Origin of the sequence: Streptomyces sp. Edi2 (genome assembly GCF_040253635.1) — a bacterium.
Lineage (GTDB): Bacteria > Actinomycetota > Actinomycetes > Streptomycetales > Streptomycetaceae > Streptomyces.
Window position 1 is genome coordinate 2,227,437 of record NZ_JBEJGX010000003.1, and the last position, 25,799, is coordinate 2,253,235.

Here is a 25,799-nt window from a genome sequence, read left to right on the forward strand (position 1 = left end):
GACAATTACGACACTGCTGCCAGCGCCTCTTCGAGGGTGAACGCCTTTGCATAGAGCGCCTTGCCGACGATCGCGCCCTCCACACCTTCCGGCACCAGCGAGGCCAGCACCCGCAGGTCGTCGAGCGAGGAGACACCGCCGGAGGCGACCACGGGCCGGTCGGTGGCCGCGCAGACGTTCCTGAGCAGTTCGACGTTGGGGCCCTGGAGGGTGCCGTCCTTGTTGATGTCGGTGACGACGTAGCGGGCGCAGCCCTCGGAGTCGAGGCGGGCCAGCGTCTCGTAGAGGTCGCCGCCGTCGCGGGTCCAACCGCGGCCGCGCAGGGTCGTGCCGCGGACGTCCAGGCCGACCGCGATCTTGTCGCCGTGCTCGGCGATGACCTTGGCGACCCACTCGGGGGTCTCCAGCGCGGCGGTGCCGAGGTTGACCCGGCGGCAGCCGGTGGCCAGGGCCGCGGCGAGCGTGTCGTCGTCGCGGATACCGCCGGACAGCTCGACCTTGATGTCCATGGAGCGGGCGACCTCTGCGATCTGCGCCCGGTTGTCACCGGTGCCGAAGGCCGCGTCGAGGTCGACGAGGTGCAGCCACTCGGCGCCGGACCGCTGCCAGGCGAGGGCCGCCTCCAGCGGGTCGCCGTAGGAGGTCTCGGAGCCGGACTCACCGTGCACGAGGCGGACGGCCTGGCCGTCGCGGACGTCGACGGCGGGGAGGAGCTCGAGCTTCGCAGCGTTCGGCATTACAGGGTCTCGATCCAATTGGTCAGGAGCTGGGCACCGGCGTCGCCGGACTTCTCGGGGTGGAACTGGGTGGCCCACAGCGGGCCGTTCTCGACCGCGGCCACGAACCGCTCGCCGTGCGTGGCCCAGGTGACCGTCGGCGCGGTGAGGTGCGGGTTGCCGACCTCCAGCTCCCAGTCGTGCACCGCGTAGGAGTGCACGAAGTAGTAGCGGGCGTCGGCGGGCAGCCCGGCGAAGAGCTGCGAGTCCCCGGGGGCCTCGACGGTGTTCCAGCCCATGTGCGGGACGACCTCGGCCTTGAGCGGGCCGACCGTGCCGGGCCACTCGTCCAGGCCCTCGGTCTCGACGCCGTGCTCGATGCCGCGGCCGAAGAGGATCTGCATGCCGACGCAGATGCCCATCACGGGGCGTCCGCCGGCCAGCCGGCGTCCGACGAGCCAGTCGCCGCGGGCCTCCTTGAGCCCGGCCATGCAGGCGGCGAACGCGCCGACGCCGGGGACCAGCAGCCCCTCGGCGTTCAGCGCCCGGTCGAAGTCCCGGGTGATCTCCACGTCGGCGCCGACGTGGGCCAGGGCGCGCTCGGCGGAACGGACGTTGCCGAAGCCGTAGTCGAAGACGACGACGTTCTTACGGGATGCCGAGGGGGTCAATTCCATACCTCCAGCCGCAGCACGCCGGCGAGCAGGCACAGCGCCGAACCGACGGACAGCAGCACGATCAGGCCCTTGGGCAGCTGCTGCTTCCAGAACGAGTAGACACCGCCGAGGAGAAAGAGCCCGAGGAGGATGAAGACGGTGGACAGACCGTTCACGGCATCCTCCTGTTCTCCCCCAGACTCCGTCCGGGGGCACCCCCATCTCCGCCCATGCGGCGCAGAGGTGCGGGCATCGTGGTCATCTGCGGCCCGGCGGCCGCGCGTGCGTCGCTCACGGGCTACAGGGCTCCCTTGGTGGAAGGAATGATCCCGGCCGCGCGCGGATCACGCTCGCTGGCGTAGCGCAGGGCGCGGGCCAGCGCCTTGAACTGGCACTCCACGATGTGGTGGGCGTTGCGGCCGTACGGGACGTGGATGTGCAGCGCTATCTGGGCCTGGGCGACGAACGACTCGAAGATGTGCCGGGTCATGGTCGTGTCGTAGCTGCCGATCATCGGCGCCATGTTCTCCGGCTCGGTGTGCACCAGGTACGGACGGCCGGAGAGGTCCACGGTCACCTGCGCGAGCGATTCGTCCAGCGGGACGGTGCAGTTGCCGAAGCGGTAGATACCGGACTTGTCACCGAGGGCCTGCTTGAACGCGGCGCCCAGGGCCAGCGCGGTGTCCTCGATGGTGTGGTGGGTGTCGATGTGCAGATCGCCGTCGGTCTTGACCTTGAGGTCGAACAGGCCGTGCCGGCCGAGCTGGTCGAGCATGTGGTCGTAGAAGCCCACACCGGTCGATACCTCCACCTCGCCCCTGCCGTCGAGGTCGATCTCGACGAGGACGGAGGTTTCCTTGGTCGTACGCTCCACGCGTCCTACGCGGGTCATCGCTTGCTCTCCTTCAGTACTGCGCGAACCGCGTCGAGGAACGCGTCGTTCTCGGCCGGGGTGCCGGCGGTGACCCGCAGCCAGCCCGGTACGCCGTTGTCCCGGACCAGCACGCCGTGGTCGAGGATCGCCTGCCAGGTGGCATGCGCATCCTCGAAGAGACCGAACTGCACGAAGTTGGCGTCGGAGTCGACGACCTGGCAGCCGGCCGCCCGCAGCTCGGTGACCAGGCGGTCCCGCTCGGTCTTGAGCTGCTCGACGTACTTCAGGAGGGTGTCGGTGTGCTCCAGCGCGGCGAGCGCGGTGGCCTGGGTGACGGACGAGAGGTGGTACGGGAGCCGGACCAGCTGCACCGCGTCGACCACGGCGGGGTCGGCGGCGAGGTAGCCCAGCCGCAGTCCGGCGGCGCCGAAGGCCTTGGACATGGTCCGGGAGACCACCAGATTCGGCCGGCCCTCGATCAGCGGCAGCAGCGAGGGCCGGTGGCTGAACTCGCCGTAGGCCTCGTCGACCACCACCAGGGCGCCGGCCCCGTCCGCCCGGGCCGCCTGCGCCGCCTCGTACAGCGCGAGCACGGTCGCTTCCCCGACGGCGGTGCCGGTCGGGTTGTTCGGCGAGCAGATGAAGACGACATCGGGGCGCTGTTCGGCGATGACCGCCCTGGCCGCCTCGACGTCGATGGTGAAGTCGTCATTGCGCGGGCCGGAGATCCAGCCGGTGCCCGTGCCGCGGGAGATCAGCCCGTGCATGGAGTACGACGGCTCGAAGCCGAGGGCGCTGCGGCCGGGGCCGCCGAAGGTCTGCAGCAGCTGCTGGATGACCTCGTTGGAGCCGTTGGCGGCCCAGACCCGGTCGGCGGTGACCTCGTGGCCGCCGGTGCGGGTGAGGTAGCGGGCCAGCTCGGTGCGCAGCTCGACCGCGTCCCGGTCGGGGTAGCGGTTGAGGCGGCGGGCGGCCTCGGTCACCCGCTCGGCGATCCGCTCGACCAGCGGCTCGGGCAGCGGGTAGGGGTTCTCGTTGGTGTTCAGACGCACCGGGACGTCCAGCTGCGGTGCGCCGTAGGGGGACTTGCCGCGCAGCTCGTCCCGGATGGGGAGATCGTCGATCCTGGTCACGTGCCTGCTCACTTGCTCTGCGGGACCTTCCATTCGAACCTGGCCTTCAGCGCGGCGCCGTGGGCCGGGAGGTCTTCGGCCTCGGCGAGGGTCACCACATGGTGGGTGACCTCGGCCAGCGCGTCGCGGGAGTAGTCCACGACATGGATGCCGCGCAGGAAGGACTGCACGGACAGGCCGGAGGAGTGGCAGGCGCAGCCGCCGGTGGGCAGGACGTGGTTGGAGCCGGCGCAGTAGTCGCCGAGCGAGACCGGGGCCCAGGGGCCGACGAAGACCGCGCCGGCGTTGCGGACCCGGGCAGCGACGGCGGAGGCGTCGGCGGTCTGGATCTCCAGGTGCTCGGCGCCGTAGGCGTCCACGACCCTGAGGCCTTCGTCGATGCCGTCGACGAGGACGACGGCGGACTGCCGCCCGGCCAGCGCCTCGGTGATCCGCTCGATGTGCTTGGTGGCCCCGACCTGCTGCTTGAGCGCGTCCTCGACGGCGTCGGCGAGCTCGGTGGAGTCGGTGACCAGGACGGCGGCGGCGAGGGTGTCGTGCTCGGCCTGGCTGATCAGGTCGGCGGCGACGTGCTCGGGGTCGGCGGTGGCGTCCGCGAGCACCGCGATCTCGGTGGGCCCGGCCTCGGCGTCGATGCCGATCCGGCCCTTGAGGAGGCGCTTGGCGGAGGCGACGTAGATGTTGCCGGGGCCCGTGACCAGGTTGACCGGCAGGCACTCCTCGGTGCCGTACGCGAACATCGCGATGGCCTGGGCACCGCCGGCGGCGTAGACCTCGTCGACGCCGAGCAGGGCGCAGGCGGCGAGGATGGTCGGGTGCGGCCGGCCGCCGAACTCCTTCTGCGGCGGGGAGGTGACGGCGATGCCCGTGACGCCGGCCTCCTGCGCGGGGACGACGTTCATGACGACGGACGACGGGTAGACCGCGAGGCCGCCGGGGACGTAGAGGCCCACCCGCTCGACGGGGACCCAGCGTTCGGTGACCGTGCCACCGGGGACGACCTTGGTCGTGACGTCGGTGCGGCGCTGCTCGCGGTGGACGATCCGGGCACGCCGGATCGACTCCTCCAGGGCGGCGCGCACGGCCGGGTCCAGCGCGTCCAGGGCGTCGCGCAGCGCCTCGGCGGGCACCCGTACGCGCTCGATCTCGACGCCGTCGAACCGCCGCGCGTAATCGATCAGCGCCGCGGTGCCGCGATGGCGTACGTCCTCGCAGATGGGCCGCACCTTCTCCAGGGCGGCTTCCACGTCGAACTCGGCACGGGGCAGCAGGTCGCGCAGGGCGCCGCCCTCGGGGAGGGCGTCACCGCGCAGATCGATTCGGGAGATCACCCTCCCAGTGTCTCAGACCCGCTCCCGGGCCCGAGCGGCCGTATCACTCAGTGATACACAGCGGCACACGCTCCGGACACCCCGTGACCGGGCCCGCGGAAGTTGACCGGAGTTGGCCCTGACCACGCGTGTTCAAGCCGTCACGGGGCGGGCAAGGGCCACGTGACGGCGTACGGGGACGCCTGTGGGACGCGGCACGACCGGTGCACGCCATGCGTCCGAACAGGTTGCGACACACCACGGGAGAGCAAGGGGGAACCACTGTGACCGAGCCCGGGGACGGCGACGCACCCGCCGACCTGCAGCTGACATCGGCGGAATGGAGCATGTGGCAGGCCTTCCGCAACGGCAGCACCTGCGATCTGCACATCGGCGACCCGGCGCGCGACGATCCGCACGGACAGCATCTGTGGGGCCCCGAGCGCCGGGTGCGGGCCAGGGTCGTGGCGTTACTGCTGCTCGACGGGCCGCCACCGCAACCGGGCCGGGTCTCCGCGCTCGAGCTCACCGGCGCGTACATCACGGACACTCTCGACCTTGCGGGCGGCACGATCAAGCCATTCGTGGAGCTGCGGGACTGCCGCTTCGAGGCCGAGGTGGTGCTGCCGGAGAGCCGGTTCACCACACTGCGGCTGGTGAACTGTGCGATACCCCGGCTGGAGGCGGCCCGGCTGCACACCGAGGGCGATCTCCATCTGCCGCGCTGTGTGGTGCACTCCGGCGTCCGGCTCACCGACGCGCACATCGGCACGGACCTGATGCTCAACCAGACCGTGGTGCACAAGGACCGGCAGGGCCGGTCCATCACGGCGGACGGGATGACCGTCGCCCAGGACCTGCAGGCCGAGATGATGGAGTCCTACGGAGAGCTGTCGCTGCGCGGCGCCACCATCGGCGTGTCGCTGAGCCTGCGCGGCAGCCGGCTGAGCAACCCCTTCGGCAGGCGGGCGCTGAACGCCCCCCAGCTGACCGTCGAGCGCACCCTCTACCTCACCGCCGCGGGCCTGGCCAACTCCCCGTTCTCCAGCAGCGCCACTCCCCCGTACGGCACCGCCCACACCCCCTCGCGCGGCACCCGGATGCAGCGCTTCGAGTGCGAGGGCGGGATGCGGCTGGACGACGGGCGGTTCGGCGACGCGGTCGACTTTGAACACGCCCGCTTCATCATGGAGTCCGACCAGGAGCTGTCGCTGCGCCGCATCCAGACGCCCGAGCTGCGCTTCCTGTGCGACCGGCCGCAGCGCGGCCGGGTGATCCTCTCCGGTGCCCGGGTCGTCAACCTCATCGACAAGTCGGCGAGCTGGCCGGGGCTCGGCGGGCTGTGGATGGCCGGCTTCGCCTACGAGACGCTGATCCCGCGCGGCCCCTTCCCGCTGGCGCTGCGGCTGCAATGGGTGGCCGCGGCGACCCCGGAGTACGCGCCCGAGCCGTACGAGATGCTCGCCGCCTCGCTGCGCACCACCGGCGAGGACTCCGAAGCCCGCGAGGTCCTGCTGGCCAAGCAGCGGCGGCGCCGCGAGACGCTGCCGCTGGCGGCCAAGGCCTGGGGGTTCCTGCAGGACTGGACGGTGGCCTACGGCTACCGCCCGGGGCGGGCCGCGGTGTGGATGGCCATCCTGTGGGCCATCGGCACGCTCTACTTCTCGACGTACCCGCCGCCGCCCCTCAAGGCGGGCGAGGCGCCGCCGTGGAATCCGTACCTCTACTCCCTGGACCTGCTGCTGCCGGTGATCGACCTCAATCAGGGCGCCGCCTGGAAGCCGGGCGGCGGCGCGCAGTGGGCGGCCGCCCTGCTGATCCTGGCGGGCTGGGTGCTCGCCACGACGGTCGCGGCGGGTGCGTCGCGGCTCCTGAGGCGGCAATAGCCGTTCCGCTGCGCTTTGCCTTTGGCCCACGTTTTCGGCTTTCTCACCGTGGGGGTTACGCGCCGTTTTCCGCCCGCTTCGCGGTGCGCCCGCCGTTTCGCCTGGCGGCGGGCCCGTCCGCTGCGCTTTGCCTCGGCACGTTTTCGGCTTTCCCGCCGTGGGGGTTTCTCTTGTTGCGCCTAGCGGCGGGCCGGGTCCGCTGCGCGGGGCTGTGGGTGCGGTGACGGACCTCCGGGGCCTGGTGTGTGGACTGCTTCGCTTTACGTCCACACACCAGGCCCCTCCGGCCCGTCCCCTCCCGTGAGTGAGTAAGTGAAGGTGAGTGGGGGCGGCGTCGATCACAGCCGATTCCCCGTGCCACAAGCCCATTCCCCGTGCCACGGCCATTTGCCTGTGCCCACGGCCCTTCCCCTACGTCCACGACGAGCACCGGACCAGCTACGTGCACCCCCACCGGCCTTCTCCCACCCACCCAACGGGAGGGGACGGGCCGGAGCGGGTGGGTGTCCGGACGTAAAGCGAAGCAGTCCGGACACCCACCCGCGCAGGCCCGTCACCGCACCCCAACAGCCCCGCGCAGCGGACCCCGCCCCGCGCAGCGGCACCGCCCGCCGCAAGCGCAACGGCGAGCGCATCGCGCAGCGGGCGACAAACGGCGCGCAACCCCCACGGCGGGAAAGCCAAAAACGTGGGCCAAAGGCAAAGCGCAGCGGACCGCGCGGCCGCAACCTCGGTGCCCACGCCGGTGGGGGAGCCCGGTCGGCACAGAATCCCCGCCCACATGGGAGCACAGCCAAGCGCAGCGTCTAGGCTTACGGGCTGTGACCTCCCTGCGCCTACCGCTCTTCCCGCTGAACTCGGTGCTGTTCCCGGGACTCGTGCTCCCGCTGAACGTCTTCGAGGCGCGGTACCGGGCGATGATGCGTGATCTGAGCGCGGTGTCCGAGGACGACCGCCGCTTCGCCGTGATCGCGATCCGGGACGGCCGCGAGGTCGCCCCCACCGCGCAGGGCATGCCGGACGATGTCACCCTGCCGTCCGCGGACGGCCCCGCGGCGGGCTTCGGCGACGACCCGGTGCAGGCGTTCCACGCCGTGGGGTGTATCGCCGACGCGGCGACCATCCGGGAGAAGTCCTCCGACGACGACACCGGCTACGAGGTCCTTGCCACCGGCACCACCCGCTTCCGGCTGCTGTCGGTGGACGCCTCGGGGCCGTATCTGACCGGCGAGCTGGAGGAGCTGGAGGACGGCGAGGGAGAGGGCGCCGGCGCGCTCGCCTCGGGCGTCGTACGGGCCTTCCGTACCTACCAGAAGCGGCTGGCCTGGGCGAACGAGCGGACCCTGTCGAGCGGGCAGGACCTACCCGCCGATCCCTCGGTGCTGTCGTATCTCGTCGCCGCGGCGGCCGTACTGGACGTCCCCGCCAAGCAGCGGCTGCTGGAGGCGCCGGACACCGCGTCCCGGCTGGGGCAGGAGCTGAAACTCCTTCGCCAGGAGTCGGCGCTGCTCGGTAAGCTCCCGTCGCTGCCGGCCGTGGATCTGACCCGGCAGCCGACCAGCCCCAACTGAACGACCCACCGGCACGGGTTCGGCCGGTCCGACCGACGCGAGGCACGAAGACGGTGGCGAAGAAGTCCAGGAAATCCGTCGGCACCCCGGCCACGGTCGCCCTCACGACGGCGGGCGTCCCGTTCACCACGCATTCCTACGAGCACGATCCGGCCGCGCCGTCGTACGGCGAGGAGGCCGCCCAGGCTCTCGGGGTCGCGCCCGACCAGGTGTTCAAGACGCTGCTGGCGGATGTCGACGGCGCGTTGACGGTGGCCGTGGTCCCGGTGTCGGGGTCGTTGGACCTCAAGGCGCTGGCGGCCGCGGTGGGCGGCAAGCGGGCCACGATGGCCGACCCGGCGGCGGCCGAACGCAGCACCGGCTACGTCCGGGGCGGGATCTCCCCGCTGGGGCAGCGCAAGCGGCTGCCCACGGTCGTGGACGCCTCGGCAGAGGGCCGGCCGACGGTCTGTGTGTCGGCGGGGCGGCGGGGGCTGGAGGTCGAGCTGTCGCCGGAGGACCTGGTGGCGCTCACGGGGGCGCGCCTCGCGCCGATCGCCCGCGACTGACGGCACCGCGGCTGACGACACCGCCACTGAAGGCACGAGCGGGCGGCGGGGCGGCCGGGCGGAGTGGCCGCCCCGGGGATCCGCCCCGGAGATCCGCACAGGTCAGCCCGCGGCGGGCGGCTGCTGTCCGGGGTGCTTCCCGTGAGCATCGCGGTGGTCGCCGCCGTGCCGGTCGCCGCCGTGTTGATCGTCCCCGTGCAGATGATCGTCGCCGTGCCGGTCGTCGTGGTGCCGGTCGCCGCCATGCTGATCGTCGTGGTGGTCCCCGTGCTGCTCCCCGGGCCAGTGCGGTGCCTCCGGCTCCGGGTCGCGCGGTCCGAACAGGCCGGTCAGCGCGAGCTGGGTGAGCATCGCGGCGATCGGCCAGGCCAGCAGCGCGCCCTTGGCCTGCAGCCGCAGCGGGCCGCTGAAGGACACCCCGGGGCCGACCTGCCTGGCGTGTGCGGCCACGTCCGGGGTGGGGCCCAGCCACATGCCGGTCATCCAGCCCAGCACCGCGCCGAGCAGTCCGCCCACGACCAGCGCCACGACCAGCGGAATCCCGCCACGCCGGCGGAAGAGGAAGACCGCGGCGGTGGTGAGCACCCCGAAGCCGAGGGACAGCAGGACGAAGGTGCCGTCCGCGCCGATCGCCTCTTCGCCCTCGGTGTTCTTGAGGTAGACGTTGCGGGTGTCCGCGATCAGCGGGATGTGCGGTGCGAGCCAGTTCCACAGCAGGCCGAGCAGCACACCGGTCACCGCGACCACGAGCGCGATCAGCGCGCCCTCGCGCAGCTCACGGGCCAGCTCGGGGCCGACCGGGCCGCCGTGGTCGGCGACGGGCGCGGCCTCGGGGTGCTGCGGCTCGTCGGGCGGTTGGTTGTCGGGGGGCGTCAGCGGTGCGGTCACCCCGTCATCGTGCCAGGTGGGGCCGGTGGGACCGGAAGCAGGACGGCCGTTCGGTGTGGTGGCCCCCGTCATCGGGCGGCCGCCCGGCGGTACGCCCAGGTGGCGACGGCCAGCGAGAGCACCCCGACGGCCGCGCAGACGCCCAGGTCGGCGCCGACCGCGACCCAGTCGGGATGCGGGTCGAAGCTGCGTGCCAGCGCCTCCACCCCGTAGGTCGAGGGCAGCAGATCACGGGCCCAGCCGATCATCTCGGGCATCCGCTCGGCCGGCAGCACACCCAGCAGCAGCGCCGCCGACATCCCCAACTGGCCGCAGAGCGTGGCGAGTTCGGGGCGGGGCGCGAGCAGGCCGAGGGCCGCGCCGAGACCGGCCAGCGCCGCCCCGGCGAGCGGGAGCACGGCGGCCAGCACCCACAGGTGGGCCATCGGCAGCTGGAAGAGCACACAGCCGGTGACCGCGGTGACCACCGTCCCGGGCACGGTGAACGAGGCGTACGCGCCGGCCGCGCCGAGCACCACGGCGGCCGGCGGCACCGGCAGCGTCGCGTAGTGGTCGAGCCCGCCGCCGGCCCGCAGCTGGCCGAAGTACTGGGCGAGGAGATTGAGCGCCACGAAGGCGACGACCAGCACGCTGGAGCCGGACACCACGGACCGGGCCGGATCGCCGCCGTCGACCACCCCGCGCAGCAGGACCATGATCCCGATGGACTGGAAGGTGGCGACGAACAGCAGCGGGATCCGTGCGACCCGGGCCCGGGAGAGCTGGGCGCGGTAGACGGCCGCCAGCGCGGGCACCAGGCGGGCGCGCGGCGCCAGCGGCGCGGCGGCCTCCTCGGGCCGTGCCCCGGCTTCCGGGGCCGCCCCGGCCGCCGCCTGCACGGGAACCACACTCACGCTGTCACCACGCCTTCCTCGCTGCCCCCGTGGTACTCCATACGTCCGCCGCACCGCTCCCCGTTCACGCCCGTCACGCCTTGACCAGTCCCTCCGCCCGGCCCCCCAGGGCGAGGTACACATCCTCCAGGCTGGGCGTGGCCAGCGTGAAATCGTCCAGGGCCGCGAAGGCGGGGCCCGCGGTGACCGCGGCGACGGCGGAACGGGCCCGGTCGGCGGGCAGGCGCAGGGTCCAGCGACGTCCCGAGGTGTGCGCGGCGGCTTCGAGGGCGGCGACCTCGGGCACCTCCAGCGGCGGGCGGTCGCGCCACACCAGCTCCAGCCGGACCTCGTCGCTCACCATTTCCTTCAGCCCGCCGGGCGTGTCGCAGGCGATGACCCGGCCCCGGTCGATCACCGCGACCCGGTCGAGCACGCTCTCGGCCTCCAGGACGTTGTGGGTCACCAGCACCACCGTGGCGCCGCGCTCGGCCCGGCGCCGGTCCACCGCGGCCCACACGGCGCGCCGGGCGACCGGGTCCATCCCGGTGGTCGGCTCGTCCAGCACCAGCAGCGGCCGCTCGCCGATCAGCGCGGTGGCCAGGCAGGCCAGCCGCCGCTGCCCGCCGGACAGCTTCTTCAGCGCCCGTCCGGTGAGGTCCGCGAGCCCCAGCTCGCCGATCACGTCGTCCCGCTCGGCGCGCGCCTCACGGGCACCGAGGCCGCGCAGCCGGCCGGTGGTCTCCACCGCCAGCGCGACGGTCATCTCGTCCAGGGCGGTGGACTCCTGGCCCAGGTAGCCCAGCAGCCGGGAGGCCCGCTCCGGGTGGCGCACCAGGTCGTGGCCCAGTACGGAGATGCTGCCGGAGTCCGGGCGCAGCAGTCCGGTCAGCTGGCGGACCAGGGTGGACTTGCCGGCTCCGTTGGGGCCGAGCAGCCCGAAGATCTCGCCGCGGTGCACGTCCAGGGTGATGCCGTCGTTGGCGCGTACGGCGGACGGCCGTGCCGCCCCGCGGCGCCCGCGCATCGCGGGGTACGTCTTGACCAGGTCCCGCACGGCGCACACCGGCACCCCGCGCTCCACCTGTTTTGCGCCCGTCCTCACGAGCTATGAGGGTACGCGTCCCCGGCCCGCCTCCGGGCCGCGGGGCTCCGGCGGGCGGGCCGGGCAGGGTCTTTCGGGCCGGTCAGTCCCCGGCCGGGGCGTGCTCGGCGGCCGTCCGCAGGTCGACCTCGCGCCAGAATCCGGCCCGGATCGCATAGCGGTCGTGCTCGTCGATCTGGTCGTCCTTGTGGGCCAGCAGTCCGAACCGGGCGGCGTAGCGCAGCAGTTCACCGTCGATGCGGTGCGGGATGCGCGGGTACTCCGTCGACAGCTGCTGAAGGTGGGTGGTGTCGGAGAGCCGGTCGGTCCAGCGGCGGGCGAAGACCTGGCCGACCTCGAAGGGGTCGCCGCTGACGGCGGTGATGTCCTCCTCGCGGTCGGCCCAGCGCTGCTCGGCGCTGGTGAGCTGGGCGAGGGTGGGCAGGGCCGCGGTCTCGGAGGGTTCGCCGACCGGGCCGCCGCGCTCGACCCAGCCCTTGTCGGACGACCAGCGCAGGGTGGCGCCGGCCGCGGGCGCCTGCGGGGCGGAGCCGCCGGGGCCCGCGGGTCCCTGGCCCCCGGCGTGGGCGCGACCCAGCCCGGCCAGATCCTTGGGGGTGGGGACGCCCCGGGAGCCCGCGGCCCCGGGATCCTCTGCGGCGGCCGGGGCGCCGGCGGCACCGGCCGGCGGCCGGGAGACGCCGTTGGCGCCGCTGTGCTCGTGGGCGTGCTCGGCGGCTTCCGGGCCGGAGGCGGCGGCTGCCGCGGCGGCGACCGCGGACTCGGGCAGCGGGGCGGAGAGGATCGCGGCGATCTCGGGGCGCGGCACCGGCGGCGGGGCGCAGGGGCCGCCGAACTCCTTGGCGCGGACCGCGCGGGTGATCCAGGTCCGGTCCAGCACCCGCCGCTCGTCGGCCTCGGCGACCAGGTCCTCGGACTGGTTGTAGTCGCCGTCCGCGGCCTGGACGGCCCACAGGTGGACCGCGACGCCGTGCTCCTTGGCGGACATCAGGCCGGGCAGGAGGTCGCCGTCGCCGGTGACCAGGACGATGTCGGAGCAGGCGCGGTTACGGGCGAGTTCGGTCAGCTCGGCGTGCATCGCGGCGTCCACGCCCTTCTGCGCCCAGCGGCCGTCACTGCGGGTCAGGGCGCCGAGCCGGACGGTGACCCGGGGCATCACCCGCAGCCTGCGGTGCTCGGGTTGCGGGACGCGGTCGGGGGCGCCGTCGAACCAGTAGATCCGCAGCAGCGGGCGTTCGGTGTCCGCCTCGGCGCGCTGGCGCAGTCCCTGGATGAGGGCGGCGTGATCCACCGTGATCCGGGAACGGGCGGGCTCTCCGGCGAGCAGGCTCGCCGCGGCGCCGAGCAAATACCCGGCGTCCACCAGGACGACACAGCGATCCACGATCCACCCTCTTCCCTGAGGTGCTGATGTCCGGTCGCCCCCCGGCTCGGCCCGTGGCACGAGTTTTCTTCGGTTGTCCTTCGAGTCTGCCCGACCCCGCGGGCGTTAACTGCCCGAACTCGATCTTCGGCGTGGCGGATTCGGCAAGAATCTTGAGTACAGCGTGTGATCAACCCTTTAACGCAGGGTAATTGCCCGAAATGCAGCGCTCTGTCCGGCGTGTAAGTCTGGTTCCGGCCCCGATCCCAGATTCCCCCCTCAGGAGGCACGATCATGGCCAAGGACAAGAAGCAGGACCACAGTCAGCAGCAGAAGACGGCGTCCGCGGCCGAGCGCGGCCAGCAGGAAGCCCAGAAGTCGAGCCTGGAGGCACAGTCCCAGTCGCGGTCGCAGGCGCAGGGCAGCCCGGCAGATGTTGCACGTAAGCACCAGCGGCGCTTCGGTCACAACTGATCTCAACTGATCCACGCCGCACAGAGGTTGAGGGGCGCGTCCACTTCGGGCGCGCCCCTCGGGGTAGGGCCTGTCGTCAAGGTCCCGGCTGCCCCGGGGCTCTGCCTCGCGGCGCCTGACGGTCGGCGGCCGGTGGTCAGCCCGCCAGGCAGGACGGGCCGAGCAGCACCTTGAGATCGCCGAACAGCGACGGGTCGGGCGTGACCCGGTGCCGGTCCAGCCGGAGCACGGTCGTCTTGCGCGCTCCCAGCAGTTTGATCCGCACCTCCGTGGAGCCGCGGTGGCTGGTCAGCACCTCGCCCAGCTTCTCGACCATCGGCGGGGTGACCTTGACCGTCGGAATGGTGATGGTCACGGGGGCGTTGGCGCCGGCCTCCGAGAGGTCGGGGACCATCATCTCCATGGCCACCAGCCGCGGGATGTCCTCCCGCTTGTCGAGGCGGCCCTTGACGAAGACCACGGTGTCCTCGACGAGTTGGGTGGACACCAGCTGGTAGGTCGCCGGGAAGAACATGCAGTCGATGGAGCCTGCCAGGTCCTCGACGGTGGCGATCGCCCAGGCATTGCCCTGCTTGGTCATCTTGCGCTGCAGGCCGGAGATGATGCCGCCGATGGTGACGATCGAACCGTCGGAGTAGTCGCCGCCGGTCAGCTGGGCGATGGCGGCGTCCGCCTTGTCGGACAGCACGTGTTCCAGGCCGAAGAGCGGGTGGTCGGAGACGTAGAGACCGAGCATCTCGCGCTCCTGGGCGAGGAGATAGGTCTTGTCCCACTCGATGTCCGAGAACTCGACGTCCAGGCCGAAGCCGGGGCCCTCGGAAGTGCCGTCGCCGGAGTCGCCCAAGCCGCCGAAGAGGTCGAACTGCCCCTCGGCCTCCTTGCGCTTGACCTGGACGACGTTGTCGATCATCGGTTCGTAGTGCGCCGTCAGGCCCTTGCGGGTGTGGCCCATCTCGTCGAAGGCGCCGGCCTTGATCAGTGATTCGGTGGTGCGCTTGTTGCAGACGACCGCGTCGACCTTGTCGAGGTAGTCGGGGAAGGAGAGGTACTTCCCCTTCGCCTTGCGGCTGCGGATGATCGAGTCGACGACGTTCTGGCCGACGTTGCGGACCGCGGTGAGGCCGAAGAGGATCACATCGTCACCCTGGGCGGCGAAGTTGGCCTCGGACTCGTTGACGTTCGGCGGCAGCACCTTGATGCCCATGCGCCGGCACTCGTTCAGATAGACCGCCGACTTGTCCTTGTCGTCGCGCACCGAGGTCAGCAGCGCGGACATGTACTCGGCCGGGTAGTTGGCCTTGAGGTAGGCGGTCCAGTAGGTGACCAGGCCGTACGCGGAGGAGTGCGCCTTGTTGAAGGCGTAGCCGGCGAAGGGGACCAGGACGTCCCACAGGGCCTGGATGGCCTGGTCGGAGAAGCCGTTCTTCCGCGCGCCCTCCTGGAAGAGGACGAAGTTCTTCGCCAGTTCCTCAGGCTTCTTCTTGCCCATGACGCGGCGGAGGATGTCGGCCTCGCCGAGGGAGTACCCGGCGATGATCTGGGCGGCCTTCTGCACCTGCTCCTGGTAGACGATCAGGCCGTGGGTGAGGCCGAGGACCTCCTTGAGGGGCTCCTCCAGCTCCGGGTGGATCGGGGTGATCTCCTGGAGGCCGTTCTTGCGCAGCGCGTAGTTGGTGTGCGAGTCCATGCCCATCGGGCCCGGGCGGTACAGGGCCGAGACGGCGGAAATGTCCTCGAAGTTGTCGGGCTTCATCAGCCGCAGCAGCGAACGCATCGGGCCGCCGTCGAACTGGAAGACGCCGAGGGTGTCACCGCGGCAGAGCATTTCGTACGTCTTGGGGTCGTCCAGCGGGACGGTGAGCATCTCCAGCTCGACGCCCTTGTTCTTCCGCACCATCTTGACGGCGTCGTCCATGATGGTGAGGTTGCGCAGGCCCAGGAAGTCCATCTTGAGCAGGCCCAGCGACTCGCACTGGGGGTAGTCCCACTGCGTGATGGTGACGTTGTCGGTGTGCCGGACCCAGACCGGGGCGTGGTCGACGATGGGCTCGCTGGACATGATCACGCCGGCCGCGTGCACACCCATCTGCCGGACCAGGCCCTCGACGCCCTTGGCGGTGTCGATGACCTTCTTCACGTCCGGTTCGTTCTCGTACATCCCCCGGATCTCACCCGCCTCGCTGTAGCGCGGGTGCTGGGGGTCGGTGATGCCGCTGAGGTCGATGCCCTTGCCGAGGACGTCGGCGGGCATGGCCTTGGTGAGGCGGTCGCCCATGGCGTACGGATAGCCCAGGACGCGCGCGGAGTCCTTGATGGCGTTCTTGGCCTTGATCTTGCCGTAGGTGCCGATCATGGCGACCTTGTCGGCGCCGTACTTTTCCGTGACATACCGGATGACTTCGACGCGCCTGCGCTCGTCGAAGTCGATGTCGACATCGGGCATGGAGACACGCTCGGGGTTGAGGAACCGCTCGAAGATCAGCCCGTGGGTGATCGGGTCGAGGTCGGTGATGCCCATGGCGTACGCCACGATCGAACCGGCCGCGGAGCCACGTCCCGGGCCGACGGCGATGCCGTTGTTCTTGGCCCACATGATGAAGTCGGCGACCACGAGGAAGTAGCCGGGGAACCCCATCTGGATGATGATGTCCATCTCGTACTCGGCCTGCTTCTGCCGGTCCTCGGGGACACCGCCCGGGAAGCGGCGCTGCATGCCGACCCGGACCTCCTCCTGGAACCAGGTGACCTCCGTGAAGCCCTCCGGGATGTCGAACTTCGGCATCAGGTCGCGCTTCTCGAACATCCCGGAGACGTCGATCTGGTCGGCGATCAGGCGGGTGTTGGCGCAGCCCTCCTGCCAGGCGTCCGAGGAGTCGATGGCGTACATCTCGTCGGTGGACTTGAGGTAGTAGCCGGTGCCGTCGAAGCGGAAGCGGTCCGGGTCGGAGAGGTTCTTGCCGGTCTGGATGCACAGCAGCGCGTCGTGCGCGGTGGACTCGTGGGCGTAGGTGTAGTGCGAGTCGTTGGTGACCAGCGGCGGGATGCCGAGCTCTTTGCCGATCTTCAGCAGGTCGTCGCGGACCCGGCGCTCGATCTCGATGCCGTGGTCCATCAGCTCCAGGAAATACCGGTCCTTGCCGAAGATGTCCTGATACTCGCCCGCGGCCTTGCGCGCCTCGTCGTACTGGCCCAGGCGCAGCCGGGTCTGCAGCTCACCGGAGGGGCAGCCGGTGGAGGCGATCAGGCCCTCGGACCACTGGGCGATGGTCTCCTTGTCCATCCGCGGCCACTTCTGCAGCCAGCCCTCGGCGTACGCGTCCGAGGACAGCCGGAAGAGGTTGTGCAGACCGGTCTTGTTCGCCGCCCAGATCGTCTTGTGGGTGTAACCACCGGAACCGGAGACGTCGTCGCGCTTCTGGTGCGGCTGGCCCCACTGGACCTTGCGCTTGAGCCGCCGCGACTCCGGTGCCACATACGCCTCGATGCCGATGATCGGCGTCACCCCGGCCTTCTGCGCCGAGTGGAAGAAGTCGTACGCGCCGTGGAGGTTGCCGTGGTCGGACATGGCGATATGCGTCATGTCCATCTCGTTGCACGCCTTGAACATGTCCGACAGCCGCGCCGCACCGTCCAGCAGTGAGTACTGGGTGTGGACATGCAGGTGCGTGAAGGGGGGCCTGGACGAGGCTGCCACGGCGGGGGACCTCCAAAAGTACGGAACGGCGCGAAGCGCCTCGGCGGGGGGACGGTGGCCGGACGACCGGTGCACGGTCGGCGGCGGATGGGTGAGACGGTCTCGAAGTCTACGACTCCCCACTGACAATCGGCGGGCACCGACGAGTAGCCTCGCGCGTTGTCAGTGGCAGATCCGCGACGGACTCCGCCACGGCTCTCCGTACCCCTTCCGCACCTCAGGAGGCACCCAGCGATGCCGTCCCAGCACGCCCCGGCGCAGGACGCCGAGCAGCGCGGCGAGGAAATCCTCGCCGTCTTCGACACCGCCTTCGGGGAACTGCTCGCCGCCGACCCCGCAGCCTTCCGTGTGAAATTCCGGAAGATGGCCGCCTCCGCCTTCGCCTTCTACCGGGGCACGGCCTGTCTGTTCTACCGCGACCTGGAGGCCGCGCAGGACGACGGCGGCAAGGACGGCGGCCCGTATCTGGACGAGCAGACCGGCCGGGTGTGGATCCACGGCGATCTGCACGCCGAGAACTTCGGCACGTACATGGACTCCACGGGCCGGCTGATCTTCAACGTCAACGACTTCGACGAGGCGTATGTCGGGCCGTTCACCTGGGACCTCAAGCGGTTCGCCGCCTCGGTCGCGCTGATCGGTTACGCCAAGGCGCTCAGCGACAAGCAGATCACCGACCTGGTGCGCACCTACGCCGCCGCCTACCGGGAGCGCATCCACGCGCTGGCCTCGGGGACGAAGAGCTCCGACCGGGACGAGCTGCCGCCCTTCACCCTGGACACCGCCGAGGGACCGCTGCTGGGCGCGCTGCGCATGGCCCGCTCGCTGACCCGGTTCGGACTGCTGGACTCGATGACGGAGATCCGCGACTTCGAGCGCCGCTTCGCCGCGGGCGGCGGCAGCGTCGAACTGGACGCGGCGACCCGTTACAAGGTCCTCGCCGCCTTCGACGGCTATCTGGAGACGCTGCCGGAGTCGAGCCTGGACCGCCCGGACTCCTACCGCGTCAAGGACGTGGTGGGCCGCCGCGGCATCGGCATCGGCTCGGCCGGCCTGCCGTCGTACAACATCCTGCTCGAGGGCAACAGCGACGCCCTGGAGAACGATGTGGTGATCTACATGAAGCAGGCGCAGACCCCGGCCGTCTCCCGGCACATCACCGACCCCGCGGTCCGCGGCTACTTCCAGCACGAGGGCCACCGCACGGTGATCTCGCAGCGCGCCCTGCAGGATCACGCCGACCCGTGGCTGGGCTGGACCGAACTGGACGGCGCGGGCCAGCTGGTCGCCGAGATCTCGCCGTACGCGGTCGACCTGGACTGGTCGGACATCGACGACCCGGAGGAGATCGCAGCGGTGGTGGCCGACCTGGGCCGGGCCACCGCCACCATGCACGCCGCCGCGGACGACGAGAGCGGGCACTCCCTGGTGCCGTTCTCGACGGAGCGGGCCATCGACGCGGCCATCGCCGCCGATGAGGACGGCTTCGCGTCGCTGCTGGTCGACTTCGCGCACTCCTACGGCGCCCGCGCCCGCCGCGACCACCAGATCTTCGTGGACCTCTTCCGCAACGGGCGGATCCCGGGCCTGTAAGGGGGAGCGTGCCGGGAGGCCGGGGGCCGGCGCATGCCGTACGCACCGTATGCACCGGTGCGTACGGGACCGGTCCCCCTTAGCCGCCGCTTAGCCCGGCCCATGGCACACTCGGCTGCAATGGACATCTCGGTGGCACACCTGCGGGCACTGCGCGCAGCGCTCTTCACGGCGCTGTGCGTGACGCTGTCCGCGGGGTCACACGTCCTGCTGTCCCGTATGCCGCTGCCGCTGAGCCTCGTCGCCGCGCTCAGTGCCGCCGTGTTCGCCCTCGCCTATGCGCTGGCCGGCCGGGAGCGCGGCTTCGGGCGGATCGCTTCGCTGCTGGTCCCCCTGGAGCTGGCCGCCGATCTGGCCTTCAGCCTGGGGCAGCACACCTGTTACGGAGAGGCCGGCGGCCCCGTCACCGGCCCGCTGCACTCGCTGGATCTGCTGTGCGGTGGCGACCCCCTCGGCGCACCGCTGGCGCGGCTGTCCCCTGAAGGCTCCGCGCCCGTGGTCACCTGGCTCGTCCTGCTCGCGGCGCATGTGTGCACCGGGCTGCTGGCGGCGGGTTGGCTGCGCCGCGGCGAGCGAGCGCTGCACCAGCTGCTGGGCGCGGTGGCGGGCTTCGCCTTCCGCCCGCTGCTGATCGCCGTCGCGGTCATCGTCTCCGGTGCCGCACCGCGCCGCCCGGTGCCCGCCCCCGTACGGCCCGGGCACCCCGCCCGCGCCGTTCCCCTGCTCGTGCACTGCGTCGTGCGCCGTGGACCGCCCTGCGCACTGGCCGCGTAGGCCTTCGGCCGCGCGGGCCGACGTGCGCCCGCGCCGGGTGCGTACGCCTTCGACCGCACGTATCTCCCGTCTCACGGATCTTCACAGAGCAGGAACAGTCATGAGCAACCGCAACAACCAGACCAACAAGCAGGCAGCCCGCGAACGGCTGCGCGCCGAGCGTGAGCGGCAGGCGAAGAAGGACAAGATCCGCCGGCAGCTGATCGTCGGCGGTGCGATCGTCGGCGTCCTGGCGATCGCCGGCGGTATCGGGGTGGCGGTCTCCTCCATGGACGGCGGCAGCAGCTCCGCCGCCGCCGGGGACAGCACCGACTGGGCGAAGGCCGCGAAGGCCCCGCTGGTCAAGCCCCAGAACGCCGGCGGCAAGGACGGCACCACGGTCGTCGTCGGCAAGAAGGACGCCAAGAACACCCTGGACCTCTTCGAGGACCCGCGCTGCCCCGGCTGCGCGGGCTTCGAGCAGGCCGCCGGGTCCACCGTCGAGAAGGACATCAAGGACGGCAAGTACAAGGCGTCCTACCACCTGGGCACGTTCCTCGACGCCAACCTCAAGGGCACCGGCTCCAAGAACGCGCTGAGCGCCCTGGGCGCCGCCCTCGACGTCAGCCCGGACGCCTTCCTGAAGTACAAGTACGCGCTGTACTCGAAGGAGTTCCACCCGGACGAGACCGGCCCGGACAAGTTCGCCGACGACAGCTACCTGATCAAGGTTGCCGACACCATCCCGGCGCTCAAGGGCAACGAGGCCTTCCGGAAGGCCGTCAAGTCGGGCACCTACGACCGGTGGGCACTGAAGATGTCCGACGCCTTCAGCGCGGTCAAGGACGTCACCAGCACCCCGACGATCAAGCTCAATGACACCGTGCTGGGCACGGACAGCCCGCAGGGCAAGGTGGCACCGTCCAGCGTGGCCGCCTTCAACTCCATGGTGGACAAGGCACTGAAGAAGTGACGCGGGCGGCCCGGCCGGTGACCGGGCCGCGTGCCGTACCCCGCGGCCGGCGTGCTCCGTGCACGCCGGCCGATGCCAAATCTTGACCCGGGCCCGTGCCGTGCACATGGCAGACTCCCGTCATGCAGGCGACGGGAATACGCCCCGGGGCCCGGCCGGCGGCCGCGCCGGGAGTTCAGCTCAGGGCGCTGCGGGCGGCACTGTTCACCGCGCTGTGCACCGCCCTCTCCACGGCCTCCCATGTGCTGCTCTCGCACCACCCGTTACCGCCCGCTCCAGTCGTCGCGATCTGCGCCGGGATCTTCGCCGCCGCCTATGCGCTGACCGGCCGGGAGCGCGGATTCGGCGCCGTCGCCGCGCTCCTGGTGCCGCTGGAACTGGCCGCCGACACCGTCTTCACCGCCGGGCAGCACACCTGTTACGGACCGGCCGGCGGCCCGGTCACCGGCCCGCTGCACTCGGTCGGCGTCGAACTGCTGTGCCGGGGCGGCACATGGGGCACACCGCTGGCCCGGGCGGCCGCCCATCCGGGCGCGCCGCTGCCGCCGGCCGTCCCCGCGGCGGCCCCCTGGCTGCTGCTCGCCGCCCATGTCGCGGTCGGCCTGCTCGCCGCGGCCTGGCTGCACCGCGGAGATGCCGCCCTGGACGCCCTGCTGCGCGCCGCCGCGGCCGGTGCCTTCCGCCCCCTGCGCACCGCGGTCGCGGTGCGCACCACGGCCCCCGCCCCGCCCCGCCGGCTGATCCGGCCGCTGCATCCACTGCCGCCGGCCCGCCCGCTCCCCCTCCTCGTGCACTGCGTACGGCGCCGCGGCCCGCCCCGCCCGGCCGGCGCCTGACCAGCACACGGAAACCGGCACGACCCTCGAGGGGACCACACCACCCATGAGCAACCGCAACAACCTGGCCAACAAGACCGCGGCCCGCGAACGCATCCGGGCCGAGCGGGAACGCCAGAAGAAGAAGGAGAAGCTGCGCCGCCAACTGACCGCGGTGGGCGCGGTGATCGGTGTCCTGGCGGTGGCCGGCGGCATCGGCTACGCCGTGATGAAGGCCAACGAGCCCACGGGCTGGGAGGCCGCCAAGGAGGCGCAGCTCGTCACGCCCGCGCACACCCAGGGCAAGAACGGCACCGAGATCCTGATAGGCGACAAGAACGCCAAGCAGACCCTGGAGGTCTTCGAGGACGTCCGCTGCCCGGCGTGTGCGGCCTTCGAGCAGACCAGCGGCAAGGCCCTGGCCAAGGATATCGAGGACGGCCGCTACCGGGTCCGCTTCACCATGTACAGCTTCATCGACAATGTCGGCGGGGGCGAGGGCTCGAAGAACGCGCTCAGCGCGCTCGGCGCGGCGCTGAACGTCAGCCCGGAGGCCTTCTTGAAGTACAAGTCGGCGCTGTACTCGGCCAAGTACCACCCCGACGAGCGCGAGGACCTCTACGCCAAGGACGCCGAACTGCTCAAGGCCGCCGGCGAGGTGCCGGAGCTGAAGAACGACAAGGCATTCGCCACGGCGGTCAAGAAGGGCACCTACGACCGCTGGGCGATGGAGATGACCGCGCTGTTCGGCCGCAAGGGCATCAAGGGCACGCCCAATTTCATGCACGGCGACAAGAAGCTGGTGCTTCCGCAGGTCCCGCAGCAGCAGATGACGCAGGCGCAGTACAACCAGCTGGCGCAGGCCAACTTCAAGAAGATGATCGACAAGGAGTTCGGCCCGGCGAAGGGAAAGGCAGGAGGGGAACCGGGCAAGGGCGGCAGCACGGGCGAAGGCGGCACGAACGGCATCCGCGAGGGCGAAAAGGACCCCTCGGGCGCGCACTGAGCGCCTTTCGGACAACGGGCGGGCGAATTCTCGGGGTTATCGGAATTCGCCCTCCCGGCGCCGTTTACCGGCCAGTAAGGTGATCGGCCGTGACCGATCATGACCAGATCTCGCGCCGCACTGCCGTCACGGCCGTAGCCGCCACCGCCGCCCTTCTGCCGTTCGCCGGCGCCGCCACCGCGCACGCCCAAGGAGCCGCGGGCCAGGACTCGTTCTTCCAGCACGGGGTCGCCTCCGGTGACCCGCTCCCCGACGGCGTCCTGCTGTGGACCCGGGTCACACCGGCCGCGGCCGCGACTCCCGGCTCCGGCCGCGGACCGGCCACCAAGGTGAGCTGGCAGGTGGCGAGCGACAAGAACTTCACGTCCGTTGTCGCCCGGGGGAACCTGACCACCTCCGCCGCCAGTGACCACACCGTCAAGGCGGACGTCCGCGGCCTGCACCCGGCCACCCACTACTACTACCGCTTCACCGTCGACGGACAGCACTCCCCCGTCGGCCGGACCCGCACCGCCCCCGCCCACGACACCGCGGCGGGCAACATCCGCTTCGGCGTGGTCTCCTGCGCCAACTGGGAGTCCGGCTACTTCTCCCCCTACCGGCACCTGGCCGCCCGCACCGAGCTGGACGCGGTGCTCCATGTCGGCGACTACCTCTACGAGTACAAGTCCGGCGAGTACCCGGAGTTCAAGTACGTCGTCCGCCCGCACTCCCCGGCCCACGAGCTGCTGACGCTCGCCGACTACCGCATCCGGCACGGCGTCCACAAGACCGACCCGGACGCGATGGCCATGCACGCCACGCACCCGGTCATCGCCATGTGGGACGACCACGAGTTCGCCGACAACGCCTGGAAGGGCGGCGCGGTGAACCACACCCCGGAGACCGAGGGCCCCTGGTCCGCGCGAATGGCCGCGGCGAAGCAGGCCTACTTCGAGTGGATGCCGGTGCGCCCCTCGATCGCCGGCACCACCTACCGCAGGCTGCGCTTCGGCACCCTCGCGGATCTGCACCTGCTGGACCTGCGGTCGTTCCGCGACGCACAGGCCAAGACGGGCAGCGGTGCGGTCGACGACCCGAGCCGTACGATCACCGGGCGGGCCCAACTGGACTGGCTCAAGTCCGGACTCGAACGCTCGGACACCGCCTGGCGGCTGGTCGGCACCTCGGTGATGATCTCGCAGGTCGCCTTCGGCGCCGTCCCCGCGAAGCTGCTGGGCCCGCTCGCCGAGATCCTCGGGATACCCAAGGAGGGCCTGGCGATCAACACCGACCAGTGGGACGGCTACACCGACGACCGCCGCGAACTGCTCAGCCACCTCAGCGACCGCGGCATCGGCAACACCGTGTTCCTGACCGGCGACATCCACATGGCCTGGGCCAACGAGGTGCCGCTCCAGGCGGCGACCTACCCCGCCGACCGCGCGGTGGCGACGGAGTTCGTGGTCACCTCCGTCACCTCCGACAACGTGGACGACTTCCTGCACGTCGCCCCGCACACCATCTCCCTGGCCGGGGTCGCCGCCATCAAGGCCGCCAACCGCCATGTGAAGTGGCTGGACATGGACTCGCACGGCTACGGGGTCATGGACATCAACGCCGAGCGGACGCAGATGGATTACTTCGGCATCTCCGACAAAACCGACCCGAACGCCACCAGCACCCTGCTGCGCTCGTACCGGACCCGGTCCGGCACCCAGCAGGTGGAGCGCACGGAGCAGCCGCTCGTCTGACGGGCCGGCCGCTCGTCCAGGGGGAAGCCCGCCCTGGTCCGCCCGGCCCGCCGGCTCACAGCTCGGCGAGGAAGCCCAGTGCCACCTTCCAGGCGCTCTCGGCGGCTTCCTCGTCGTAGTCGGGCAGATCGGGATCGGTGAAGAGGTGGCCGGCGCCGGCGTAGCGGAAGACCTCTACGTCCGCGCCGGCCCGGCGCATCTGCAGATACCAGGCGTTCAGCCAGTCGTGCGGCTCGTACGGGTCCGGGTCGGCGACATGCAACTGCACCGGCAGGTCGTCGGCGACGGTGTCCTCCGCGATGTCCGAGGTCCCGTGCAGCAGAAGCAGCCCGCGGGCCCGCTCGTCGCCGAGCGCGAGGTTCTGGGCGACCGAGCCGCCGAAGGAGAAGCCGGCGTAGACCAGTCCGCGGTCGGAGTAGGGCGCCACGGCCGTGATGGCCCGCTTGAGCAGTTCCTCCTTGCCGATCTCGTCCTTGATGAGAATGCCGTCCGGGACGGATTCCGCGGTCCGGCCGTCGAACAGGTCGGGGACGATCACCTCGTGCCCCGCGGCGCGCAGCCGGTCCGCCGCCGCATGCACCGCGGGACGCAGCCCGCACACCGAATGGAACAGCACAATCGTCGAAAGCCCGCTGGTCGGGGACTCGGAGGCGGCCGGCACTGACATCACTTCCCTGAAGTTGGATCGATCTCGCCCCATCCTGCCAGTTACGGTCACGGGGACCGGGTACCAGCACACCACAGCCCCTCGCACCCCATGGAGGAGGAGTCTCGTGTCCTTGGAGGACGTCCTGCGTCCGGTCGTCGTCATCGGCGGCGCGGTCCTGCTCGCGCTCATCCTGGTCTGGCTCGCCGACCGGACACTGCGCCGGATCGACGCCGGCCACCCGGAGACCCCCCTGTGGGGACTGCTGCGGCGCTGCCGGATACCGCTGCAAGTGGTGCTCTGCGCGGCCCTGTTGCGCGGCTCCTTCGACCATGCGGGGCTGGAGTCCGTCAAAAAGCATGCCTCGGGCATCGGCCAGGCGCTGACCCTGGTCCTGATCGCGGCCACCGCCTGGCTGGTCGTCCGGGCTGCGGCGGCCATCGTCGAGTCCTCGTACTCGCGCTATGCGGCGGGCGCCCGGGACGCGGCGCGGGTGCGCCGGGTACGCACCCAGGTGACGCTGATCCAGCGGGTGGTAACGGCCGTAGTGATCGTCGTCGCGGCCGCCTCGATGCTGCTGACGTTCCCGGCGATGCGGGCGGTCGGCACGTCCATGCTGGCGTCGGCCGGGCTGCTGGGCATCGTCGCCGGTATCGCCGCCCAGTCCACGCTCGGCAATCTCTTCGCGGGGCTGCAGATCGCGTTCGGCGACATGGTGCGCATCGGGGACACCGTCGTCGTGGACGGCGAGTGGGGCACCGTCGAGGAGATCACGCTGACCTTCCTGACCGTGCGGACCTGGGACGAGCGCCGGATCACCATGCCGGTGTCGTACTTCACCGGCAAGCCGTTCGAGAACTGGTCGCGCGGCGGTGCGCAGATGACCGGCACGGTCCTCCTCCACCTCGACCACAGCGCACCGGTGGAGAAGATGCGCCAGCGGCTGCTGGAAATCCTCCAGGAGTGCCCGGAGTGGGACGGCAGGTCCTGGAGCCTGGTGGTCACCGACACCACACCGTCCACGATCGTGGTGCGTGCGCTGGTGACCGCCCGGGACTCGGACACCCTGTGGACGGTGCGCTGCGTGGTCCGCGAGCGGCTGCTGGAGTGGCTGCAGGCCGAACACGCCTACGCGCTGCCGCGGATCACCACGGCGACGGCGCCGCCGGACGCCCGCTAGGGGGAGGCGT

23 protein-coding genes are annotated in these 25,799 nt (G+C 71.2%); 11 read left to right on the forward strand and 12 right to left on the reverse strand.

The features are described 5' to 3' along the window. Positions 1 to 5: 5 nt before the first annotated feature. The 6 genes from priA to hisD form a co-directional block, all read right to left on the reverse strand. Positions 6 to 737 carry a bifunctional 1-(5-phosphoribosyl)-5-((5-phosphoribosylamino)methylideneamino)imidazole-4-carboxamide isomerase/phosphoribosylanthranilate isomerase PriA gene (gene priA, locus ABR737_RS13245; protein WP_088797211.1) on the reverse strand — a complete coding sequence of 244 codons (732 nt, stop codon included), beginning with the start codon at positions 735 to 737 and terminating at the stop codon, positions 6 to 8. Then, positions 737 to 1,393 (reverse strand): imidazole glycerol phosphate synthase subunit HisH, encoded by a 657-nt coding sequence (gene hisH, locus ABR737_RS13250; protein ID WP_350250380.1) that lies wholly within the window; start codon positions 1,391 to 1,393, stop codon positions 737 to 739. The genes priA and hisH overlap by 1 nt, the downstream gene beginning before the upstream one ends. Then, the gene (locus ABR737_RS13255; RefSeq protein WP_167392733.1) at positions 1,384 to 1,548 is read right to left on the reverse strand and encodes a CG2302 family histidine operon protein; all 165 of its coding nucleotides are present in this window, start codon (positions 1,546 to 1,548) and stop codon (positions 1,384 to 1,386) included. Before ABR737_RS13255 ends, hisH begins: the two co-directional genes overlap by 10 nt. Before the next feature lie 122 nt (positions 1,549 to 1,670). Then, positions 1,671 to 2,264 (reverse strand): imidazoleglycerol-phosphate dehydratase HisB, encoded by a 594-nt coding sequence (gene hisB / locus ABR737_RS13260; RefSeq protein WP_030085936.1) that lies wholly within the window; start codon positions 2,262 to 2,264, stop codon positions 1,671 to 1,673. Continuing rightward, positions 2,261 to 3,412, reverse strand: coding sequence for a histidinol-phosphate transaminase (locus tag ABR737_RS13265; RefSeq protein ID WP_350250381.1), 1,152 nt, complete (start codon positions 3,410 to 3,412; stop codon positions 2,261 to 2,263). The genes hisB and ABR737_RS13265 overlap by 4 nt, the downstream gene beginning before the upstream one ends. Then, positions 3,388 to 4,710, reverse strand: coding sequence for a histidinol dehydrogenase (hisD, locus tag ABR737_RS13270; RefSeq protein WP_350250382.1), 1,323 nt, complete (start codon positions 4,708 to 4,710; stop codon positions 3,388 to 3,390). Before hisD ends, ABR737_RS13265 begins: the two co-directional genes overlap by 25 nt. 263 nt (positions 4,711 to 4,973) lie before the next feature. Here hisD and ABR737_RS13275 point away from each other — a divergent pair, with 263 nt between their 5' ends. From ABR737_RS13275 to ybaK, 3 genes are all read left to right on the forward strand, one after another. After that, a complete protein-coding gene (locus ABR737_RS13275; protein WP_350250383.1) occupies positions 4,974 to 6,575 on the forward strand; it encodes an oxidoreductase in 1,602 nt (533 codons plus the stop codon). 821 nt (positions 6,576 to 7,396) lie between these two features. Continuing rightward, positions 7,397 to 8,146, forward strand: a complete 750-nt coding sequence (locus ABR737_RS13280; RefSeq protein WP_350250384.1) for an LON peptidase substrate-binding domain-containing protein — start codon at positions 7,397 to 7,399, stop codon at positions 8,144 to 8,146. 53 nt (positions 8,147 to 8,199) lie between these two features. Then, a complete protein-coding gene (gene ybaK, locus ABR737_RS13285) occupies positions 8,200 to 8,694 on the forward strand; it encodes a Cys-tRNA(Pro) deacylase (protein ID WP_350250385.1) in 495 nt (164 codons plus the stop codon). A gap of 102 nt (positions 8,695 to 8,796) precedes the next feature. Here ybaK and ABR737_RS13290 read toward each other — a convergent pair whose 3' ends face one another. The 4 genes from ABR737_RS13290 to ABR737_RS13305 all read right to left on the reverse strand — a co-directional run bounded on the left by ABR737_RS13290 (position 8,797) and on the right by ABR737_RS13305 (position 12,943). Continuing rightward, the gene (locus ABR737_RS13290) at positions 8,797 to 9,582 is read right to left on the reverse strand and encodes an ABC transporter permease (RefSeq protein ID WP_350250386.1); all 786 of its coding nucleotides are present in this window, start codon (positions 9,580 to 9,582) and stop codon (positions 8,797 to 8,799) included. A gap of 68 nt (positions 9,583 to 9,650) precedes the next feature. Then, positions 9,651 to 10,475: an ABC transporter permease gene (locus ABR737_RS13295; RefSeq protein WP_502964313.1), complete on the reverse strand. Its 825-nt coding sequence runs from the start codon at positions 10,473 to 10,475 to the stop codon at positions 9,651 to 9,653. Between the two features lie 73 nt (positions 10,476 to 10,548). Then, positions 10,549 to 11,481, reverse strand: a complete 933-nt coding sequence (locus tag ABR737_RS13300) for an ABC transporter ATP-binding protein (RefSeq protein ID WP_350256772.1) — start codon at positions 11,479 to 11,481, stop codon at positions 10,549 to 10,551. Positions 11,482 to 11,641: 160 nt separating this feature from the next. Continuing rightward, complete coding sequence (locus ABR737_RS13305) at positions 11,642 to 12,943, reverse strand: NYN domain-containing protein (RefSeq protein ID WP_350250387.1); 1,302 nt, start codon at positions 12,941 to 12,943, stop codon at positions 11,642 to 11,644. A 273-nt stretch (positions 12,944 to 13,216) separates the two neighbouring features. Between ABR737_RS13305 and ABR737_RS13310 the strand changes: the two genes are divergently transcribed. After that, on the forward strand, positions 13,217 to 13,396 hold the full coding sequence (locus ABR737_RS13310) for a hypothetical protein (protein WP_350250388.1): 180 nt from the start codon (positions 13,217 to 13,219) through the stop codon (positions 13,394 to 13,396). Positions 13,397 to 13,532: 136 nt separating this feature from the next. Here the strand turns inward: ABR737_RS13310 and dnaE are convergent, their stop codons facing one another. Further along, positions 13,533 to 17,090, reverse strand: coding sequence for a DNA polymerase III subunit alpha (gene dnaE, locus ABR737_RS13315; RefSeq protein WP_350250389.1), 3,558 nt, complete (start codon positions 17,088 to 17,090; stop codon positions 13,533 to 13,535). A gap of 234 nt (positions 17,091 to 17,324) precedes the next feature. On the opposite strand from dnaE, the gene ABR737_RS13320 reads away from it, so the two are divergent. The 6 genes from ABR737_RS13320 to ABR737_RS13345 all read left to right on the forward strand — a co-directional run bounded on the left by ABR737_RS13320 (position 17,325) and on the right by ABR737_RS13345 (position 23,963). Continuing rightward, positions 17,325 to 18,683, forward strand: coding sequence for a DUF2252 domain-containing protein (locus tag ABR737_RS13320; protein WP_350250390.1), 1,359 nt, complete (start codon positions 17,325 to 17,327; stop codon positions 18,681 to 18,683). A gap of 120 nt (positions 18,684 to 18,803) precedes the next feature. Continuing rightward, positions 18,804 to 19,457 carry a hypothetical protein gene (locus ABR737_RS13325; protein WP_350250391.1) on the forward strand — a complete coding sequence of 218 codons (654 nt, stop codon included), beginning with the start codon at positions 18,804 to 18,806 and terminating at the stop codon, positions 19,455 to 19,457. Between the two features lie 100 nt (positions 19,458 to 19,557). After that, complete coding sequence (locus tag ABR737_RS13330) at positions 19,558 to 20,409, forward strand: thioredoxin domain-containing protein (RefSeq protein WP_350250392.1); 852 nt, start codon at positions 19,558 to 19,560, stop codon at positions 20,407 to 20,409. A 122-nt stretch (positions 20,410 to 20,531) separates the two neighbouring features. Then, the gene (locus ABR737_RS13335) at positions 20,532 to 21,245 is read left to right on the forward strand and encodes a hypothetical protein (RefSeq protein ID WP_350250393.1); all 714 of its coding nucleotides are present in this window, start codon (positions 20,532 to 20,534) and stop codon (positions 21,243 to 21,245) included. 46 nt (positions 21,246 to 21,291) lie between these two features. Continuing rightward, entirely contained in the window at positions 21,292 to 22,230 is a 939-nt protein-coding gene (locus tag ABR737_RS13340) for a thioredoxin domain-containing protein (protein ID WP_350250394.1), read from the forward strand. Positions 22,231 to 22,319: 89 nt separating this feature from the next. Then, positions 22,320 to 23,963 carry an alkaline phosphatase D family protein gene (locus tag ABR737_RS13345; RefSeq protein WP_350250395.1) on the forward strand — a complete coding sequence of 548 codons (1,644 nt, stop codon included), beginning with the start codon at positions 22,320 to 22,322 and terminating at the stop codon, positions 23,961 to 23,963. A gap of 55 nt (positions 23,964 to 24,018) precedes the next feature. Here ABR737_RS13345 and ABR737_RS13350 read toward each other — a convergent pair whose 3' ends face one another. After that, on the reverse strand, positions 24,019 to 24,630 hold the full coding sequence (locus ABR737_RS13350) for a dienelactone hydrolase family protein (RefSeq protein ID WP_350250396.1): 612 nt from the start codon (positions 24,628 to 24,630) through the stop codon (positions 24,019 to 24,021). A gap of 112 nt (positions 24,631 to 24,742) precedes the next feature. Between ABR737_RS13350 and ABR737_RS13355 the strand changes: the two genes are divergently transcribed. Next, entirely contained in the window at positions 24,743 to 25,789 is a 1,047-nt protein-coding gene (locus ABR737_RS13355) for a mechanosensitive ion channel family protein (RefSeq protein WP_350256773.1), read from the forward strand. Positions 25,790 to 25,799 lie beyond the last annotated feature (10 nt).

Bases quoted from the DNA above. Each gene is read 5' to 3' on its own strand.
- ABR737_RS13350 (WP_350250396.1), bottom strand. From the start codon at position 24,630: ATGTCAGTGCCGGCCGCCTCCGAGTCCCCGACCAGCGGGCTTTCGACG.
- hisB (WP_030085936.1), bottom strand. From the start codon at position 2,264: ATGACCCGCGTAGGACGCGTGGAGCGTACGACCAAGGAAACCTCCGTC.
- hisH (WP_350250380.1), bottom strand. From the start codon at position 1,393: ATGGAATTGACCCCCTCGGCATCCCGTAAGAACGTCGTCGTCTTCGAC.
- ABR737_RS13335 (WP_350250393.1), top strand. From the start codon at position 20,532: ATGCAGGCGACGGGAATACGCCCCGGGGCCCGGCCGGCGGCCGCGCCG.
- ABR737_RS13320 (WP_350250390.1), top strand. From the start codon at position 17,325: ATGCCGTCCCAGCACGCCCCGGCGCAGGACGCCGAGCAGCGCGGCGAG.
- ABR737_RS13340 (WP_350250394.1), top strand. From the start codon at position 21,292: ATGAGCAACCGCAACAACCTGGCCAACAAGACCGCGGCCCGCGAACGC.
- ABR737_RS13265 (WP_350250381.1), bottom strand. From the start codon at position 3,412: ATGGAAGGTCCCGCAGAGCAAGTGAGCAGGCACGTGACCAGGATCGAC.
- ABR737_RS13325 (WP_350250391.1), top strand. From the start codon at position 18,804: ATGGACATCTCGGTGGCACACCTGCGGGCACTGCGCGCAGCGCTCTTC.
- priA (WP_088797211.1), bottom strand. From the start codon at position 737: ATGCCGAACGCTGCGAAGCTCGAGCTCCTCCCCGCCGTCGACGTCCGC.
- ABR737_RS13300 (WP_350256772.1), bottom strand. From the start codon at position 11,481: ATGCGCGGGCGCCGCGGGGCGGCACGGCCGTCCGCCGTACGCGCCAAC.
- ABR737_RS13330 (WP_350250392.1), top strand. From the start codon at position 19,558: ATGAGCAACCGCAACAACCAGACCAACAAGCAGGCAGCCCGCGAACGG.
- ABR737_RS13310 (WP_350250388.1), top strand. From the start codon at position 13,217: ATGGCCAAGGACAAGAAGCAGGACCACAGTCAGCAGCAGAAGACGGCG.